The sequence below is a fragment of the Agrobacterium sp. LEGMi-208b genome, assembly GCF_059511785.1.
Genome location: NZ_CM183445.1, coordinates 2,922,208 through 2,938,797 on the forward strand (window position 1 = coordinate 2,922,208; position 16,590 = coordinate 2,938,797).

Sequence of the window (16,590 nt, forward strand, 5' to 3'; positions counted from 1 at the left end):
CTTAATTTATGGGAAACTAATTTTTGTTGCCGGAAACTTCATTTTCGCTGCTTTTTATTTTATTTAATTGATAAATATAAGTAATTTTCATTTTGAAGAATTCCGGAACGTTTTCCCTCTACTGTTTGCCTTGGTGACAGCATCGCATTTATTCTGTCAATCCCAATAAAGGGATTCGTGTGATTTATTTTGGCACAACATTATGGAGAAATATTCCCCGGGCCGGAGGAGGTGACGGTTTTTGAGTTTGTGCAGATCCCGCCTATAGGCGGCTTTTTTTGTCATTCGTGTCAGAATACGGAAATGTTACAGTCTTATCTGCGGTTCCCATGCGAGACGGGATGCGGCCGTGCCGTTTGCGACGGCGCGGCAACCATTCGGTAAGGTTTGGAAAGAGACCGGTTATGCTGCCACAGCTGCGGCCGTATCGCCTGCGTATCAGGATTTCAGCCTGATGACCGGGCATTCCGTTCCGGCCGCCGCTGCCGGCGCATTTGGCGGGCGCACGATCAGGCCATCGGAATGGGCCAATATCTTCATCATCGATGAATCCTGCTTGGCATGGGCTTCCGCCACCAGCAGGCCGTTTTCGTCCGTGCTGAAACGGGCGCGCAGATAATCCTGCCGGTGATCATTTGCTTTCAAAGGCGTGGCCGTGCGGGCTGTGGCCGTGCGTTGCAGGGGCGCGCGGCGGGCGATGCTGCGGATCAGCGGTTCGAGGAACAGCAGGCCGCAGACGAGGCTGGCAACCGGGTTTCCGGGCAGGCCCAGAACCTGCATGGCACCGATGGCGCCGACCATCAACGGTTTTCCCGGACGCATGGCGATGCGCCAGAAATCGAGCTGCATGCCCTCCGCCTTCAACGCGGCCTGCACGAGGTCGTGGTCGCCGACGGAGGCGCCGCCGAGCGTCACCAGCACATCGACCTTCGCCGTCACCGCCTTGCCGATGGCGGCGCGGATCAGCCTGTCGTCATCGGCGATGATGCCGAGATCGAGAACATCGGCACCCGCCTGCCGGGCGAGGGCTGCGACGCCGAAGGTGTTGGAGGCGATGATCTGGGCCGGCTGCGGTGCGCTTCCCGGCGGCAGCAACTCATCGCCGGTGGCGAGAATGGCGATGCGCGGCCTGCGATAGACGGTGAGCGCGGCATGGTTCATCGCCGCCGCCAGCGTCAGGTCGGTGAAACCGAGTTCCCGCCCGGCCTTGAGAGCCGTTTCTCCTTCGGTAAAATCCTGTCCGCGCGGGCGGATATGTCGCCCGGCGGTGACGTCGAAGGCGGTGCGGATTTTTCCGCCCTCCAGCACTTCGGCATCTTCCTGGATGAGAATCGTATCCGCGCCCTGCGGCACGGGCGCGCCGGTGAAGATGCGCACGGCCTGTCCTTCACCCACCGTGCCGGAAAAGGCATGGCCGGCGGCCGCCTGGCCGATGACGGTGAGGACCGAACCGATTTCCGTCGCATCGGCGCTGCGCAGCGCATAACCGTCCATGGCCGAGGCATCGAAGGGGGGCTGGGTGAGGCGTGCGATGAGATCGGCCGAAAGAACCCGGCCATCACATTCCGCAAGCGGCAGGGTCTCGCTTTCGGTCACAGGAACCGCCGCTTCCAGAAGGCGCCTTATGGCTTCATCCACGGGCAGCAGCGGTTTCATTCAAGTCTCCTGTCGCCCGATGTTGCCGGCTTTGAAATCGCCGGATTTGCCGCCGCTCTTTTCAAGAAGGCGGATATTGACGATTTCCATCGCCTTGTCGGCGGCTTTCGCCATGTCATAGATCGTCAGGCAGGTGATGGATACGGCGGTCAGCGCTTCCATCTCCACGCCGGTCTTGCCGGATAGTTTCACCATGGCCTCGACCCGCAGGCCGGGCAGGGCGGCGTCTTCGGTAATCTCCACCGCCACCTTGGTCAGCATCAGCGGGTGGCAGAGCGGGATGAGGTTTGCCGTCTGCTTGGCGGCCATGATGCCGGCCAGACGGGCGGTGCCGATGACATCGCCCTTCTTGGCATTGCCTTCGCGGATGAGCGCCAGCGTTTCCGGCTTCATCTTCACGAAGCCTTCAGCCACGGCCACACGGACGGTCTCGGCCTTGTCGCCGACATCGACCATATGCGCCTCGCCGCCGGCATCGATATGGGTGAGCTTTCCCGCCTCGCTCATCGGAGCTTTATTCCGCGGCCATAATGCCGGACTGGCCTGTCAGCAGCGCTTTGGTCGCCGCCGTCACATCGTCCTTGCGCATCAAGCTCTCGCCGACGAGGAAGGTGCTGATGCCGCTTTTTTCGAGACGCTGGCAATCCGCGAAGGTGAAGATGCCGCTTTCGCCGACCAGCAGTTTTTCGGCCGGCACGAGGCCCGCCAGTTTCTCGCTGGTTTCGAGGCCGACCTCGAAGGTGCGCAGGTTGCGGTTGTTGATGCCGAGAAGCGGCGAGGCGAGCTTCAGCGCCCGTTCGGTCTCTTCCGCATCATGCACTTCCACCAGCACATCCATGCCGAGCGCGAAAGCCTCGTCTTCGAGGCGTTTCGCCTCGTCGTCGGAAAGCGACGCCATGATGAGGAGAATGCAGTCCGCGCCCCAGGCGCGGGCTTCATGCACCTGATAGGTCTCGAACATGAAATCCTTGCGCAGCGCCGGAAGCGTGCAGGCATTGCGGGCGGCGGTCAGAAATTCCGGTGCGCCCTGAAAGCTCGGGCTATCCGTCAGCACCGAAAGACAGGCGGCGCCACCGGCTTCATAGGCGGCGGCCAGCGCCGGCGGATCGAAATCGGGACGGATCAGGCCCTTGGAGGGGCTGGCCTTCTTGATTTCGGCGATCAGGCCGAACTTGCCCTCGGCCTGCTTTGCCCGAAGCGCCCGGTAGAAACCGCGCGGCGCGCTCTGGTCGGCAGCCATGGCCTTCAGATCGGCCAGCGAAACCTTCGCCTTGGCGGCGGCGATTTCCTCGCGCTTGTAAATCTCGATCTTTTTCAGAATGTCGCTCATGATCTCGCTCTCATTCCTGATCCTCGTTGGACACGGCGACCAGACGGTCGAGTGCGGCTGCGGCCTTGCCGCTGTCCAGCGCCTCGCTGACGATCGCCATCGCCTGGGCCAGCGTTTCCGCCTTGCCGGCAATGACCAGCGCTGCAGCCGCGTTGCACAGCGACACGTCACGATAGGCATTGCGCTTGCCGGACAGGACCTCGCGCAGTGCTGCCGCATTGGCAATGCCGTCTCCGCCCTTCAGATCGTCCATGGAAGCGGGCTCGACGCCGAAATCCTTCGGCGTCAGGTCGAAGGTGCGGATCTTGCCGCCTTCCAGCGCCGCCACATGGGTGACGCCCGTAGTCGTCACCTCGTCCATGCCGTCGCCATGCACGACCCAGATGCTTTCCGAGCCCAGATCGCGCAACACTTCCGCAAGCGGCACCAGCCAGCGCGGCGAAAAGACGCCGAGCAGTTGTCGCTTGGCGCCGGCCGGGTTGGAGAGGGGGCCGAGCAGGTTGAAGATGGTGCGCGTGCCGAGTTCGACGCGGCTGGGGCCGACATGGCGCATGGCCGAATGGTGAAGCTGCGCAAACATGAAACCGAGGCCCGCCTCTGCGATACAGCGGGCGATGAGATCAGGACCGATATCGAGCTTCACGCCGAGCGCGGAGAGCGCATCCGCCGTGCCGGATTTGGAGCTCAGCGCCCGGTTGCCGTGCTTGGCGACCGGCAGGCCCGTGCCGGCGACGATGATCGAGGCGAGCGTCGAGATATTATAGGTGCCGATGCCATCACCGCCGGTGCCGACGATATCGATGGCATTGGCGGGAGCCGAAACCGGCAGCATGCGGGACCGCATGGAGGAGACGGCGCCGACGATTTCGTCCACCGTCTCGCCGCGCACGCGCAGCGCCATCAGGAAACCGCCGATCTGCGACGGCGTGGCTTCGCCGGACATCAGAATGTCGAAAGCCGCCCGCGATTCCTCGCGGTTCAGGCTTTCTCCATTTGCGACCTTGGCGATCAGCGGCTTCAGTTCGGCCATCTTGTCGCCCCCCGGGTTAGAAGCCGACCATCGCCTGATCGGCGAGGGCCTGGTTGATGGTGACACCATAGTCATTCTGCAGGCGGTTGACCATCTGGTCCAGCATGTCGTCGCCGGCCGCGCGGGCAATGGCGGCGAATTGCTGGTCGTCGTTGGCGAGCGCATCGGCAGGCGCATTTGTGTCGACCGAGGTGACCTTGAAGAGGATGCGGCTGGAACCGTCAGCATCAGCCGCCGTGCCCACCTTGCCCTCCGCGCCGGAGAAGACCGCCGCGATCGTCTGCTGGCCGAAAATAGCGTCTTCGCTGGTGCGGCGCAGGCCGGATTTCTGTTCGACGGCGAGGCTCAGTTCGCCGGCCACGGCTTCCAGCGTGTCGCCCTTTTCGACGCGCGCCTTCAGTTCCTCGGCCTTGGCGGCAAGCGCGTTGCGCTGCTGCTCCGCCGTCCAGTCGGCCACGACATCGTCACGGACTTCGGCAAGCGTGCGGTCGCGGGCAGCGATGATCTGCTCGACATCGAACCAGATGTAACCTTCACGGCCGAGATTGATCGGCAGGGCTTCGGTGCCGGGCTCGGTCTTGAAGACTTCCTGCGCCAGCTGCGGCGAGGGCAGGCCTTCAACCTTATCGCCCTTTTCGTCGAGGCCGGCGGCATCGATGGCGGCGATGGTGACGGGTTTCAGGTTCAGCTGCTGTGCCGCATCGGCGAGCGAAGAGCCGCCGGCGCGCAGATCCTCGTAGCGGTCATGCACATTGGTGATTTCTTCCGCGGCGGCGGCGGTGGCGAGGTCCTTGCGGATATCTTCCTTTGCCTCATCCAGCGTGCGGGTGGTTTCCGGCTTGATACCGGTGACGCGCAGAAGGACCGGGCCGAAGGAACCTTCGACCACCGGTGAGACGCCGCCATCCTTCTGGATGGCAAAGGCGGCATCGGCAATCGACTGGTCGGGGATCGTGTCCCTGGTGAATTCACCGAGCGTCACGTCGGCGGCCGTCTTGCCCTGATCCTTCACCACCTGATCATAGGTGGTGTTGCCGAGCCTGATCTGCTCGGCGGCGGCGGCGGCCATTTCCTTGTCCGTAAACGTCAGCTGCTCGACCGTGCGGCGGCCGGCGGTGCGGAAGCTGTCCTTGTGGCTGTTATAATAGTCGGCGATCTGGGCGTCGGTCACGGCGGCCTGATCGGCAATGTCTGTTGGTTCCAGCTTCACATAGGTGAACTTGCGGAACTCGGGCGCGCGATATTTCGACTTGTTGGTTTCGAACCAGGGGGCAAGCACGTCGTCGCCGGGGGCCTTGACCGGCGGAATGACGGCGTTCGAAAGAATGACGTAATCGACGGCGCGCTGTTCGTTGCGATATTGTTTCAGCGCATCCACCAGCACCTGCGGTGCGGCAAAACCATCGGAAACGGCTTCGACGATCTGGCTTCGGACGGCGACCTTGCTGCGTTCCTTGATGTAATCGTCTTCGCGGAAGCCGGAATTGCGCAGGCGCTCGCTGAAAAGATTGCGGTCGAACTGGCCATTGACCGACTTGAAGGCCGGGTCCTCGGCGATCAGGTTGGCAAGGCGGTCTTCGGAAAGGCCGAGATTCATTTTCGAGGCCAGCTCATCGAGTGCTGCACCTGCCGCAAGCTGGCTGAAGACCTGACGGTCGATGCCGAAGGCCTTGGCCTGTTCGGTCGTCAGCCTTGTGCCGAACTGGCGGCTGAGATCGGAAATCTGGCGCTGATAGGCGAGGCGGAATTCCTCCGGGCTGACCGTCTGGTCGCCCACCGTCATGACGGCATGGGAATTGGCGGTGACAAGCGATGCGGAGACGCCCCAGACGCCGAACGAAACAACAAGCAGGAGAAGCAGCAGCTTGGCTGCCATGGTTCGAGAAGCATTTCTCAGGGAATCGAGCATCGTTATGCAAACCTCACAGGAACGTCATCGCGGTCGCCGGCTGTCCGGCCCGCAACGTATCGGCGTTCCTTAAATCAATCCAAACGGAAATTGAAGGGAATTTGCCTTGGAAAAACGGGGTTTTGAAAACGGTTGTGTGATTGGAGGCGTCGAAATGGAGGTGCTGGATGTATATCGGCTGCCTCTACGCCCTCATTCCTGTGCTTGTCACAGGAAACCAGCCAGCCCAAGTCCTTGGGCTGAAAGCACTCTCTCCGCCGTGCAGACGCGCGTCGGCTGGATTCCTGTGACAAGCACAGGAATGAGGGGTGGGTATCGCTGAGGAATTGGCAAAACAAAACCGCCCGGACAGTCCAGGCGGCTGAAAAGAATCATTCTTGTAACGGCCTGAAGCCGGTCTGCCGCGCTCAGAACGCGCGGTCGCGCCGGATCATCGCCTTGAATTCCTCGTCTTCCCGTCGCATCTCGGCGACGACGGAGATCATTGACGTCACGAACATTACGCTGATCAGGGCCAGAAGCATCGTCAGAAATGTGAACATGATATCGTCTCCGGGAGTGTTGAGGAAATTCTCCCCGTTACTCAGTAATAATTCATATACTGGTAGCGGGCGGTAAGCTGCGGATAGTCCGGTCCCTGCGTTTCAGACTTCTGCTCATAAAGGCTAAACGTCGTTGCTACCATTGCGATAACCAGTACTGTCCAGGCGGTGCTGATGACGCTGATTTTCGCCGAAGTAGACTGTTTTTCTCTTACAAACATCTGTCCGTTCCTTTGGTTCTTTCTTAACGCGCCATGTCTCGACATGTTCCGCGTTAACCGTAAAAATCGATTAGCATCGCGCCGGTGAAACTTCCTTGAATGGCTCGTTCATCTGGCGTTCAGGAAACTGGCTGAGGTCGTCATTCGAGAAAAATATACTCGGCTGCGAATGATGCGATGATCGAAAGGACGATCATGAAGGCCAGCATTTTCAATTCTCCGGATGCTTAACGAGTGAGGGGCGTTTCGGTTTCCCGATGTTGTGCATTTAAACAAAATAGCTGTGAAACCGCACTGAACGGCCCATTCATCGCGGGTTCACGCCGCAGCCGGGCTTGTGAGGGGTGGTTATAAAGTCTTGCGCCGCGTGCCTCTCCATGACAAAAGGCGGCACATATGCTGAAGCGTCGAGACGCGCCCACCACCTGAGAGCGATATGACGATTGCCTTTTATCCAGGATCCTTCGATCCGATGACCAACGGACATCTGGATGTGCTTCTCCAGGCGCTGAACGTGGCGTCGAAAGTCATCGTCGCCGTCGGCATCCATCCCGGAAAAGCGCCGATGTTCAGTTTCGAGGAGCGGGCGACGCTGATCAGGCAGGCGCTTGCCGAGCAGCTGCCTGATGAGGCGGCGCGCATGGAGGTGGTTTCCTTCGACAATCTGGTCGTCGATGCCGCCCGAGAGCACGGCGCGCGCCTTCTGCTGCGCGGCCTGCGCGATGGCACCGATCTCGATTATGAAATGCAGATGGCCGGCATGAACCGCCAGATGGCGCCCGATATTCAGACCGTGTTCCTGCCCGCCGGCACCTCGTCGCGACCCATTACAGCCACATTGGTCCGGCAGATCGCCGCCATGGGCGGCAATGTCGAAGCCTTCGTGCCGAAAGCCGTGCTTGAAGCCCTTAACGCCAAGCTGAAGCGCTGACTTCAGCCTCACATTTGGAGCCAATCCGATGAAACTCGTTCGATTTGCCTTTGCCGGCGTTCTGTTTGCCGGCGCGCTTGCCGCCAGCACCATTGCTTCGGCCGCCGAACTGCTGACCATCCAGCTGAAGGACGGCCCCGTTGTCATCGAGCTCGCGCCCGATGTCGCGCCCAAGCACGTGGCGCAGATCGAGGCGCTGGCCAAGAAGGGTGCCTATGACAATGTCGCCTTCCACCGCGTCATCGACGGTTTCATGGCGCAGACCGGCGACGTGCAGTACGGCAACATGGAGAAGGGCTTCAGCGCCCAGCGCGCGGGCACCGGCGGTTCCGACATGGCCGATATTCCGGCCGAATTCTCCAAGGTTCCGTTCACGCGCGGCGTGGTCGGCATGGCCCGTTCGCAGGATCCGAATTCCGCCAATTCGCAGTTCTTCATCATGTTTGCCGACGGTCCGTTCCTGAACGGCCAGTACACCGTGGTCGGCAAGGTCGTGTCCGGCATGGAAGCCGTCGACAAGATCAAGCGCGGGCAGGGCAGCAACGGCGAAGTTTCCAACCCCGACCGGATGATCAAGGTCACCGTCGGCAAGAAGTAAGGTAGGGCAATAGAGCCCGAACAGAGGAGAATAGTCATGGCCGAGATCAAGGATCCGGAAAACACCATCATCATGGAAACGACGACCGGCAAGGTCGTGATCCAGCTGCTTCCGGAAGTTGCTCCGGGTCACGTCGCCCGCATCAAGGAACTGGTATCGGAAGGCGCTTATGACGGTGTCGTTTTCCACCGCGTCATCGAAGACTTCATGGCCCAGACCGGCGACGTGAAGTTCGGCAAGAAGGGTTCGGAAAGCTTCAACCCGGCCCGCGCCGGCATGGGCGGCTCCGAGAAGGAAGACCTGAAGGCAGAATTCTCCGCCATTCCGCATGTGCGCGGCACCTGCTCCATGGCCCGTTCGCAGAACCCGAACTCCGCCAATTCGCAGTTCTTCATCTGCTTCACGGATTCCCCGTGGCTGAACAAGCAGTACACCGTCTGGGGCCAGGTCATCGAAGGCATGGAAGCCATCGACAAGGTCAAGCGCGGCGAGCCGGTGAAGGATCCCGATTCGATCGTTTCGATGAAGCTTGCTTCGGCGGCTTGATTGTCGGAAATTGCAGTTCGACCCGTCTCGCAGCCTATGCGAGGCGGGTTTTTATGTTTATTGACGGTGGGTGATGCGGGGACGGTGCGGCATGTTTGGTGCCTATCGTCCGTCGCGTCGTTCTCTTCTTTCCTCATTCCTGTGCTTGTCACAGGAATCCAGCCAGCCCAAGTCCTTGGGCTGAAAGGACTCTCCTCGTCGCGCAGACGCGCGTCGGCTGGATTCCTGTGACAAGCACAGGAATGAGGGAGGTGGATGCCTCGGGATGCAAAACATCGTGCCGTGTCATTGGATTTCTGGAAGACCCTTGCAATGCGTGTAGACCTGTTCGATTTCGACCTGCCCGAGGAAAATATCGCCCTTCGCCCGGCGAACCCGCGCGACAGCGCGCGCCTTTTGGTCGTCGATCCGAATCAGGACCGCATGGAAGACCATCACGTCTTTAACCTGCCGTCCTTCCTGCGGCCCGGCGATGCGCTTGTCTTCAACGACACCCGCGTCATTCCCGCCCAGCTGGAAGGCGTGCGTCTGCGCGAGGGCGCGCCGGAGACGGCGGTTTCCGCCACGCTGCACATGCGCGCCGACCAGTCCCGCTGGAAGGCCTTCGCCCGGCCGGGCAAGCGCATCAAGGAAGGCGACCGTATCCGTTTCGGTTACGAGCGCGACAATGCCTGCGGCCTTGCCCATCTGGAAGCCACCGTCGAGGAAAAGGGCGAGGATGGCGAGATCACGCTGCTGTTCGACGTTTCCGGTCCGGTGCTGGACGAGGCGATTGCCTCGGTCGGCCATATTCCTTTGCCGCCTTACATCGCCGCCAAACGGCCGGAGGACCAGCAGGATCAGACCGACTACCAGACCATTTATGCCCGTGAAAAAGGTGCTGTCGCTGCCCCTACCGCCGGGCTGCATTTCACGCCTGACCTGTTTGCGGCGCTCGATAAGGCCGGCATAGAGCGGCATTTCGTGACGCTTCACGTTGGGGCAGGCACTTTCCTTCCGGTGAAGTCCGACGATACGGACGATCACAAGATGCATTTCGAGATCGGCCACGTCTCGCAGGAAACGGCCGACCGGCTGAATGCGGTGAAGGCGCGGGGCGGGCGCATCGTCTGCGTCGGCACCACCTCGCTGCGCCTGATCGAGAGTGCGGCTGACGAGAATGGTGTTATCCATCCATGGTCCGACGCTACCGGCATATTCATCACGCCGGGATACCGTTTCCGCGCGGTCGATATTCTGATGACCAATTTCCACCTGCCGAAATCGACGCTGTTCATGCTGGTTTCGGCTTTCTGCGGTCTCGAAACGATGCGTGACGCTTACAGGCACGCCATCGAAACCGGATACCGTTTCTATTCCTATGGCGATTCCAGCCTGTTGTTCCGGAAAAACTGATGCACGAGAAATTCACCTTCACCCTGAAAGCCACGAGCGGCGGCGCGCGTCTCGGCGAAGTCGCCATGCCGCGCGGTGTTATCCGCACGCCCGCCTTCATGCCCGTCGGCACGGTCGGCACCGTCAAGGCCATGTATCTGGATCAGGTGCGCGAGCTGGGGGCCGATATCATTCTCGGCAATACCTATCACCTGATGCTGCGTCCCGGCCCGGAGCGTGTTGCGCGTCTTGGCGGTCTGCATGAGTTGATCCGCTGGCCGCATCCGATCCTCACCGACAGCGGCGGTTTTCAGGTCATGTCGCTTTCCGGTCTGCGCAAGCTCGACGAGAAGGGCGTGACCTTCAAGAGCCATGTGGACGGTTCGCTGCACCACATGTCGCCGGAGCGCTCGATCGAAATTCAGGGCATGCTCGATTCGGACATCCAGATGCAGCTCGATGAATGTATTGCGCTGCCGGCCGAGCGCAAGGAAATCGAGCGCGCCATGGAAATGTCGCTGCGCTGGGCCGAGCGCTGCCGCGTCGCCTTCGGCGAGCAGCCCGGCAAGGCCATGTTCGGCATCGTGCAGGGTGGCGACCAGCCGGATCTGCGCATTCGTTCCGCCGAAGGGCTGAAGCAGCTTGATCTCAAGGGCTACGCCGTCGGCGGTCTTGCCGTCGGCGAACCGCAGGATGTGATGCTGGGCATGCTCGATATCACCCTGCCGGTACTGCCGACCGAAAAGCCGCGTTACCTGATGGGCGTTGGTACGCCTGACGATATCCTGAAATCGGTGGCGCGTGGTATCGACATGTTCGACTGCGTGATGCCGACCCGCTCCGGCCGTCACGGGCTTGCCTTTACCCGTCGTGGCAGGGTCAATATCCGCAACGCCCGCCATGCCGAAGACATGCGTCCGCTCGACGAGCAGTCCAACTGCCCGGCCTCGCGCGATTATTCCCGCGCCTATCTGCATCATCTTACCCGCGCCAATGAGGCGCTGGGCGGCATGCTGCTCTCCTGGCACAATCTTGCCTATTATCAGGAGCTGATGCAGGGTATCCGCAAGTCGATCGAGGAAGGCCGTTTCGCCGATTTTTATGCGGAAACCATAGAGATGTGGGCGCGGGGCGATATAGACCCGGTTTAGGTTCAGAGCATCCTCCACGCTCGACGTCATCCTCGGGCTTGTCCCGGGGATCTACCAATGTAGCAGAAATCAACGAGCGGCAGATCCTCGGGGCATCCTCGGACTTGATCCGGGGACCGAGGATGACGGAGGAGAGGTTTCTATCCGCCGTTTTGAACACCCCGAACTCACCCTCTACGGACGCTTTCCTTGGCACATGCGCCTTACGTTCTTTTCCGGGATGACACGACCGGCACGGTGACAGCCTTCACCGAGCCGGAAGAGATCATCGTCGCGGATGAGCCGAAGGCGTTTTTTGCCGCGCTCAAGCGCATGGAAAAGTGGCGCCGCGCCGGGAAATATCTCGCCGGCTACATGTCCTACGAGGCGGGTTTCCTGTTCGAGCCGAAGCTTGCGCCTTTCGCGCGCGAGGCCCGCAACGTGCCGTTTCTCAATTTCGGGGTCTTTTCCGCCCCGCAGCCGGATGAGGGACGCTTCGCACGCCCGGCAAATCTGCCGGATGCGGATGCGTTGCTCGCCGATCCGGTGCCCGCATGGACATTTGCGGCCTATCGCCAGCGCTTCGAGCGACTGCACGGGCATCTGCGCCGGGGCGACTGTTATCAGGGCAATCTGACCATGCCCGTTCATGCCCGCTGGAGCGGCGATCCGCTGACGGCCTTCTGGTCGCTGATCGAACGGCAGCCGGTCAAATATGGCGCGCTGGTTAATCTCGGCGGGCCGGTCATCCTGTCGCGTTCGCCGGAACTGTTTTTTTCGGTGGATGGGAACGGCTTTATCGAAACCCACCCGATGAAGGGAACGACGCCGCGCGGGGCGGACGCGGAAGAGGACCGGGCGATCATCGCGGCAATGCTGACGGATGAAAAGACGCTCGCCGAAAACCGCATGATCGTCGATCTGCTGCGCAACGATATTTCCCGCATCACCGAAGTCGGCAGCCTCGATGTGCCGCGGCTGTTCGATATCGAGACCTATCCCACCGTGCATCAGATGGTCAGCCATATCAGGGCGAAACTTCTGCCTGACGCGACGGTGGAGGACATCTTTACGGCGCTGTTTCCCTGCGGCTCGGTTACCGGCGCGCCGAAAATGTGGGCGATGAAAATCCTGCGCGAGCTGGAAGCGACGCCGCGTGACGCCTATTGCGGTGCGATCGGCTTCATGTCTCCAAATGGTGAAATGCGTTTTTCGGTGGCGATCCGTACTCTCAGCCTGTTTGATGACGGCCGTGCGGTCTTTAATGTCGGCGGCGGTATCGTGTTCGATTCCGAGGGGAAGGCGGAATATGACGAGTGCCTGCTGAAGTCCAAGTTCGCGGTGGGTGACAGGTTGCTGCGGCAAATACCGGGGTCTGCATAAAATAATGCGATCGTAAAAATCTCTGCGCTTGAAGAAAATACGTAAAATGCGTATTTTGCGTAAAAAGGAGGCTGCGGTCATGGCACAAACGATAAGAGTTCCTGCAACCGAGTTCGCGCGTAAATTTACGACGTTCCGGGAACAGGTGCAGTCGGCAGGCGTGATTGAAGTCACAGCCCATAATCGCACGATTGGCGCGTTCCTCTCCGCTACGGAACTCGATCATTATCGGGAAATGCAGAGACGCGAACGTGAAGTCATCAAAGTGAACGAGATGGATGAGGACACGATGGCGTCGATCATGAACGCCGAATACGGCAAAGCATCCGAGTGAGTTATCCGACGCCGGTTCCGGGCCTCATAGTTCGATATAACTATCTGTGGCATAAGGAAAAAAGCGAAGGCCTGACTGTAGGGCGCAAGGACAGGCCTTGTGCCGTCATTGTGTATCACTCCAAGTCCAATGACACGATCGTTGTCCCGATCACGCATTCTCCGCCTGATCTGGGCGAAGAAGACTCGTCCATCGAAATTCCGGCTGAACTCTGTCTTCAACTGGGGCTGGATGATGAGGCCAATTGGGTCCGGGTGAGCGAGGTCAATCGATTCGAATGGCCCGGCATCCACTTGAGGACGCTTCCCTCGGACCCCAGCCGATATGACTACGGCATGATCCCCCAGGAGTTCTTCGAGCAGATCAAAGGCAAGCTTCTTGATACGATGAAGAAAGGGCGCGTGGCTCAGGCAAAGCGCTGAGTGGCAGCCATCGAAAAGAAGTCGTCTTGCGCCCTCAGCGCCCGATCACCTCAATTGCCCCGTCCGCCACCAATACCTCCTTCGCCGCCGCATGGCTCAGAAAACCCGCAGGGCTGGCGCTGGCGCCATAGGCGCCCGATTGCAGGATCGCGAGGAGATCACCGGCCTTCAGCCTGGGCAGCGCCGCATTGCGGGCCAGCGTATCGAGCGGCGTGCAGAGCGGGCCGACGATGGTTGCCGTTTCCTCATGCTCCGCCAGCATCATGGCCGGTGCGACGATGGGATAGTTGCGCTTGACGATCTGGCCGAGATTGCCCGAAGCCGCCAGATGGTGGTGCATGCCGCCATCCATCACCACGAAGGTGGTGCCGCGCGAGGTCTTTACCGAATTCACTTCCGCCACATAGATGCCGCCGGGGCCGGCGAGGAAACGGCCGGGTTCGACGATGACATGGGCGCCGGCAATCAGCGAATGGGACTTCAAAAGCGCCCTGAGGTCGGGGATTGCCGCGCGGACTTTTTCAAGATCGAGCGGCGTTTCCCCGGCGAAATAGGGGATGCCGAGGCCGCCGCCGAGATCGATGGTTTCGAGCGGCTTGCCGAGCATGTCCGCCATGCGAGCGGCGAGGGAAATACCGTGTCTCCATTGCGAGACAAGCATGTCGGCATCGAGAATCTGCGTGCCGCCGTAAATATGGACGCCGACGAGATCGATATGTCGGGTGTTTTTGAAGAGCGACAGGACAGTGTCCAGCTCCTCCTCGTCGAAACCGAAGGCGGTGGCCTTGCCGCCCATGCGCATGGCGCCGGCTTGAGCATCCGGCACCGGATTGATGCGGATCGAGGCCTTGACCGGCTTGCCGGTTGCCTCGATGCGGGCGATTTCCTCGGCGCTTTCGATGTGGATTTCGCCGATACCGCCCTCGATCACCTCGCGCAGTTCGGCCATGCCCTTGCCGGGGCCGGCGAAGATGATGTTATCAGGTGCGACACCGGCTTTGATGGCCGCGCGGTATTCACCGACGGAGGCGATTTCAGCACCGGCGCCTTCCTGCCGGAAAAGCGAGATGATGGCAGGCAGGGGATTGGCTTTTACCGAATAGTAGATATCGGCAAAGCCGCCGAGCGCGGTTTCGAGATCGCGATAGGCGCGGCGCATGGCGCCGGCGTCATAGAGGAAACAGGGTGTTCCGGTCCCGGCGACAATATCGCGCACGGGAAGGCCGCCGATGACAAGATCGTTCCCGCTTATGTCGAATAAGGCGGCCGCAAAGGCCGGGCCGTGGCTCTGGGGTTTATCCGTTGGCGCCATTGTCCGTCCGTTCGCGCACCAGCGCGCGGTAATCCACCTTGCCATTGGCCGTTACCGGCAGTCGTTCCACCAGTTCGATGGCGCGCGGAATCATGAAGGGGGCGAGCATTTCGGCGGCCTTCTTCAGGGCTGCCGAAACATCGATATTTTCATTGGCCGCGGTTGCCACGGCATGCACCTTTTCCCCGGCAAAGGGATCGGGCAGGCCGATGACGGCGACCTCACGGAAAAGCCCCGTCGACATCAGGCTTTCCTCTACCTCGGTCGGGCTGATGCGATAGCCTGACGATTTGATCATCGCATCGTTGCGGGCGACGAAGCTGAAGAAACCATCCTCGTCCTCCACCGCCAGATCGCCGGAATAACACACGGTCTCGCCGCCCAGCGTCGCCGGAATGAAGGGGTGCGGGCGCAGCACCTTGGCCGTATCGTCCGGCCGGTTCCAGTAACCGAGCGACACGGTCGGGCCGCGATGCACGAGAATGCCGGGTTCGCCCGGTTTTGCCCTTTGTCCGTTGTCGGTGACGATGAAGATTTCACATTCCGGGATCGCCTTGCCGATGGAGGTCGGGCGGCGGTCGATTTCATCAGGCGGCAGGAAGGTGGAGCGGAAGGCCTCGGTCAGGCCATACATCAGGTAGATCTTTGTGTCCGGCAGCTTCTCGCGCAGCGCTTTTACGGTTTCCTGCGGCACACGCCCACCGGAATTTGTGATGTAACGCAGATGCGGCAAAGGCGTCTTGGCGAGCGAAGGGGCCGCTTTCGTCAGGATCGCCCAGATCGTCGGAACACCGGCCAGCCCCGTGACGGCATGGTCGCGCAGATCGCGGACGATTTCGTCGCCCAGCCGGAAGGTGGAGATAACGGTGGTTGCGCCCTGTTCCACCGCCGTCAGCAGCTGGTTGAGGCCATAATCGAAGCTGAAGGGCAGCAGGGAGAGAATGCGGTCCCGGCCGGTGATTTCAAGATAGGTACGGACGATGCGCGCGCCGGCGAGAAGATTGCGGTGCGACAGCATCACGCCCTTGGGGGAGCCGGTGGAACCGGAAGTATAGAGAATTGCGGCCAGGTCCTCGCCGATTGCCGCCGAAGGGCGGGCGGGTGTCGCGGCGCGGGTCGCGATCTCTTCCGCAAGCAGGATCGTGACATCGGGAAGGTCTTCCAGTGCCGCTTTCAGTTCAGCCATCATTGCGGTGTCGCTGATGACGATCTTCGCGCCGCAATCCCTGACGATATGGCGGATTTGCTGGGCCTTCAGCAGCGCATTGACCGGCACGAAGACGCCGGATGCCATGCTGACACCGAAGATCGACCAGCATTCCTCTATGCCGCGTGGCAGATAGATGACGACGCGCTCACCGCGTTGCACTCCGGCTTCCTGCAATGCCGCTGCGCAACGGGCCGCCGCCTCGGCGAATTCGCGATAATTCAGCGCGCGGTCCCTGTGGACGAGGGCCTGATCGTCGCTCGCCGCGCGTGCGGCGAGAAGGTGGTGCAGCAGGAAATGGGGTGTCATCTCCTCCGTTCCCTGAGGACGAAGGCGATGAGATCGGCCGGTGTGCCGAGATTGTCCGGGGTGAAATGCTCGTCATCGAGAATGATGCCGAAACCCTCGCCGAGGAAGATCATCAGTTCGAGAAAACCGAGCGAATCGATCACGCCGCCTTCAAGAAGCAGCGTGTCGGCGGAAAAGGGGGCATAGGCGGGAAAACGGTTGGAGAGATAGGAATAGATGGTATCAGCAACGTCGATTTCACTCTTTTTCGCTGCAAGCATGCTTGTTCTCCAATTTCCCTCGTGTGTCCCAGAAGACCTGCCCGGAATGGCGCTTTGTCTGTAAAGGCCAAGCTTCCGTCAAGTCGCGCACGATTC

At 60.7% G+C, this 16,590-nt stretch carries 18 protein-coding genes; 8 read left to right on the forward strand and 10 right to left on the reverse strand.

Features of this window, described 5'->3' with window-relative positions:
* Positions 1-438 precede the first annotated feature (438 nt).
* The 7 genes from AC5YUO_RS14305 to AC5YUO_RS14335 form a co-directional block, all read right to left on the reverse strand.
* A complete protein-coding gene (locus tag AC5YUO_RS14305) occupies positions 439-1,656 on the reverse strand; it encodes a molybdopterin molybdotransferase MoeA (RefSeq protein ID WP_496153756.1) in 1,218 nt (405 codons plus the stop codon).
* Positions 1,657-2,163 (reverse strand): cyclic pyranopterin monophosphate synthase MoaC, encoded by a 507-nt coding sequence (gene moaC, locus AC5YUO_RS14310; RefSeq protein WP_496153757.1) that lies wholly within the window; start codon positions 2,161-2,163, stop codon positions 1,657-1,659.
* Between the two features lie 7 nt (positions 2,164-2,170).
* Positions 2,171-2,986, reverse strand: a complete 816-nt coding sequence (gene trpC / locus AC5YUO_RS14315) for an indole-3-glycerol phosphate synthase TrpC (protein ID WP_496153758.1) — start codon at positions 2,984-2,986, stop codon at positions 2,171-2,173.
* 10 nt (positions 2,987-2,996) lie between these two features.
* Positions 2,997-4,016: an anthranilate phosphoribosyltransferase gene (gene trpD / locus AC5YUO_RS14320; protein WP_496153759.1), complete on the reverse strand. Its 1,020-nt coding sequence runs from the start codon at positions 4,014-4,016 to the stop codon at positions 2,997-2,999.
* 16 nt (positions 4,017-4,032) lie between these two features.
* Positions 4,033-5,925, reverse strand: coding sequence for a peptidyl-prolyl cis-trans isomerase (locus tag AC5YUO_RS14325; RefSeq protein ID WP_496153760.1), 1,893 nt, complete (start codon positions 5,923-5,925; stop codon positions 4,033-4,035).
* Between the two features lie 407 nt (positions 5,926-6,332).
* Positions 6,333-6,467, reverse strand: coding sequence for a hypothetical protein (locus tag AC5YUO_RS14330; RefSeq protein WP_256387174.1), 135 nt, complete (start codon positions 6,465-6,467; stop codon positions 6,333-6,335).
* A 41-nt stretch (positions 6,468-6,508) separates the two neighbouring features.
* Positions 6,509-6,688, reverse strand: coding sequence for a hypothetical protein (locus tag AC5YUO_RS14335; protein ID WP_400817706.1), 180 nt, complete (start codon positions 6,686-6,688; stop codon positions 6,509-6,511).
* A 436-nt stretch (positions 6,689-7,124) separates the two neighbouring features.
* On the opposite strand from AC5YUO_RS14335, the gene coaD reads away from it, so the two are divergent.
* The 8 genes from coaD to AC5YUO_RS14375 all read left to right on the forward strand — a co-directional run bounded on the left by coaD (position 7,125) and on the right by AC5YUO_RS14375 (position 13,406).
* Positions 7,125-7,619 carry a pantetheine-phosphate adenylyltransferase gene (gene coaD, locus AC5YUO_RS14340; RefSeq protein ID WP_496153761.1) on the forward strand — a complete coding sequence of 165 codons (495 nt, stop codon included), beginning with the start codon at positions 7,125-7,127 and terminating at the stop codon, positions 7,617-7,619.
* 28 nt (positions 7,620-7,647) lie between these two features.
* Positions 7,648-8,217 (forward strand): peptidylprolyl isomerase, encoded by a 570-nt coding sequence (locus AC5YUO_RS14345; RefSeq protein WP_496153762.1) that lies wholly within the window; start codon positions 7,648-7,650, stop codon positions 8,215-8,217.
* 36 nt (positions 8,218-8,253) lie between these two features.
* Complete coding sequence (locus tag AC5YUO_RS14350) at positions 8,254-8,763, forward strand: peptidylprolyl isomerase (protein ID WP_063948869.1); 510 nt, start codon at positions 8,254-8,256, stop codon at positions 8,761-8,763.
* A gap of 312 nt (positions 8,764-9,075) precedes the next feature.
* Positions 9,076-10,158 carry a tRNA preQ1(34) S-adenosylmethionine ribosyltransferase-isomerase QueA gene (queA, locus tag AC5YUO_RS14355; RefSeq protein WP_496153763.1) on the forward strand — a complete coding sequence of 361 codons (1,083 nt, stop codon included), beginning with the start codon at positions 9,076-9,078 and terminating at the stop codon, positions 10,156-10,158.
* Positions 10,158-11,288, forward strand: a complete 1,131-nt coding sequence (gene tgt, locus AC5YUO_RS14360; RefSeq protein WP_496153764.1) for a tRNA guanosine(34) transglycosylase Tgt — start codon at positions 10,158-10,160, stop codon at positions 11,286-11,288. Before queA ends, tgt begins: the two co-directional genes overlap by 1 nt.
* Positions 11,289-11,477: 189 nt before the next feature.
* Positions 11,478-12,650, forward strand: a complete 1,173-nt coding sequence (locus AC5YUO_RS14365; protein WP_496153765.1) for an aminodeoxychorismate synthase component I — start codon at positions 11,478-11,480, stop codon at positions 12,648-12,650.
* Positions 12,651-12,729: 79 nt separating this feature from the next.
* Complete coding sequence (locus AC5YUO_RS14370; RefSeq protein WP_496153766.1) at positions 12,730-12,984, forward strand: type II toxin-antitoxin system Phd/YefM family antitoxin; 255 nt, start codon at positions 12,730-12,732, stop codon at positions 12,982-12,984.
* Positions 12,981-13,406 (forward strand): hypothetical protein, encoded by a 426-nt coding sequence (locus AC5YUO_RS14375; RefSeq protein ID WP_496153767.1) that lies wholly within the window; start codon positions 12,981-12,983, stop codon positions 13,404-13,406. The genes AC5YUO_RS14370 and AC5YUO_RS14375 overlap by 4 nt, the downstream gene beginning before the upstream one ends.
* A gap of 34 nt (positions 13,407-13,440) precedes the next feature.
* On the opposite strand, the gene AC5YUO_RS14380 is transcribed toward AC5YUO_RS14375, so the two are convergent.
* The 3 genes from AC5YUO_RS14380 to AC5YUO_RS14390 are packed head-to-tail and all read right to left on the reverse strand — an operon-like array spanning position 13,441 to position 16,494.
* Positions 13,441-14,718 (reverse strand): type III PLP-dependent enzyme, encoded by a 1,278-nt coding sequence (locus tag AC5YUO_RS14380; protein WP_496153768.1) that lies wholly within the window; start codon positions 14,716-14,718, stop codon positions 13,441-13,443.
* Positions 14,702-16,234, reverse strand: coding sequence for an AMP-binding protein (locus tag AC5YUO_RS14385; protein WP_496153769.1), 1,533 nt, complete (start codon positions 16,232-16,234; stop codon positions 14,702-14,704). The genes AC5YUO_RS14380 and AC5YUO_RS14385 overlap by 17 nt, the downstream gene beginning before the upstream one ends.
* Complete coding sequence (locus AC5YUO_RS14390) at positions 16,231-16,494, reverse strand: acyl carrier protein (protein ID WP_400817698.1); 264 nt, start codon at positions 16,492-16,494, stop codon at positions 16,231-16,233. The genes AC5YUO_RS14385 and AC5YUO_RS14390 overlap by 4 nt, the downstream gene beginning before the upstream one ends.
* Between the last annotated feature and the right edge of the window lie 96 nt (positions 16,495-16,590).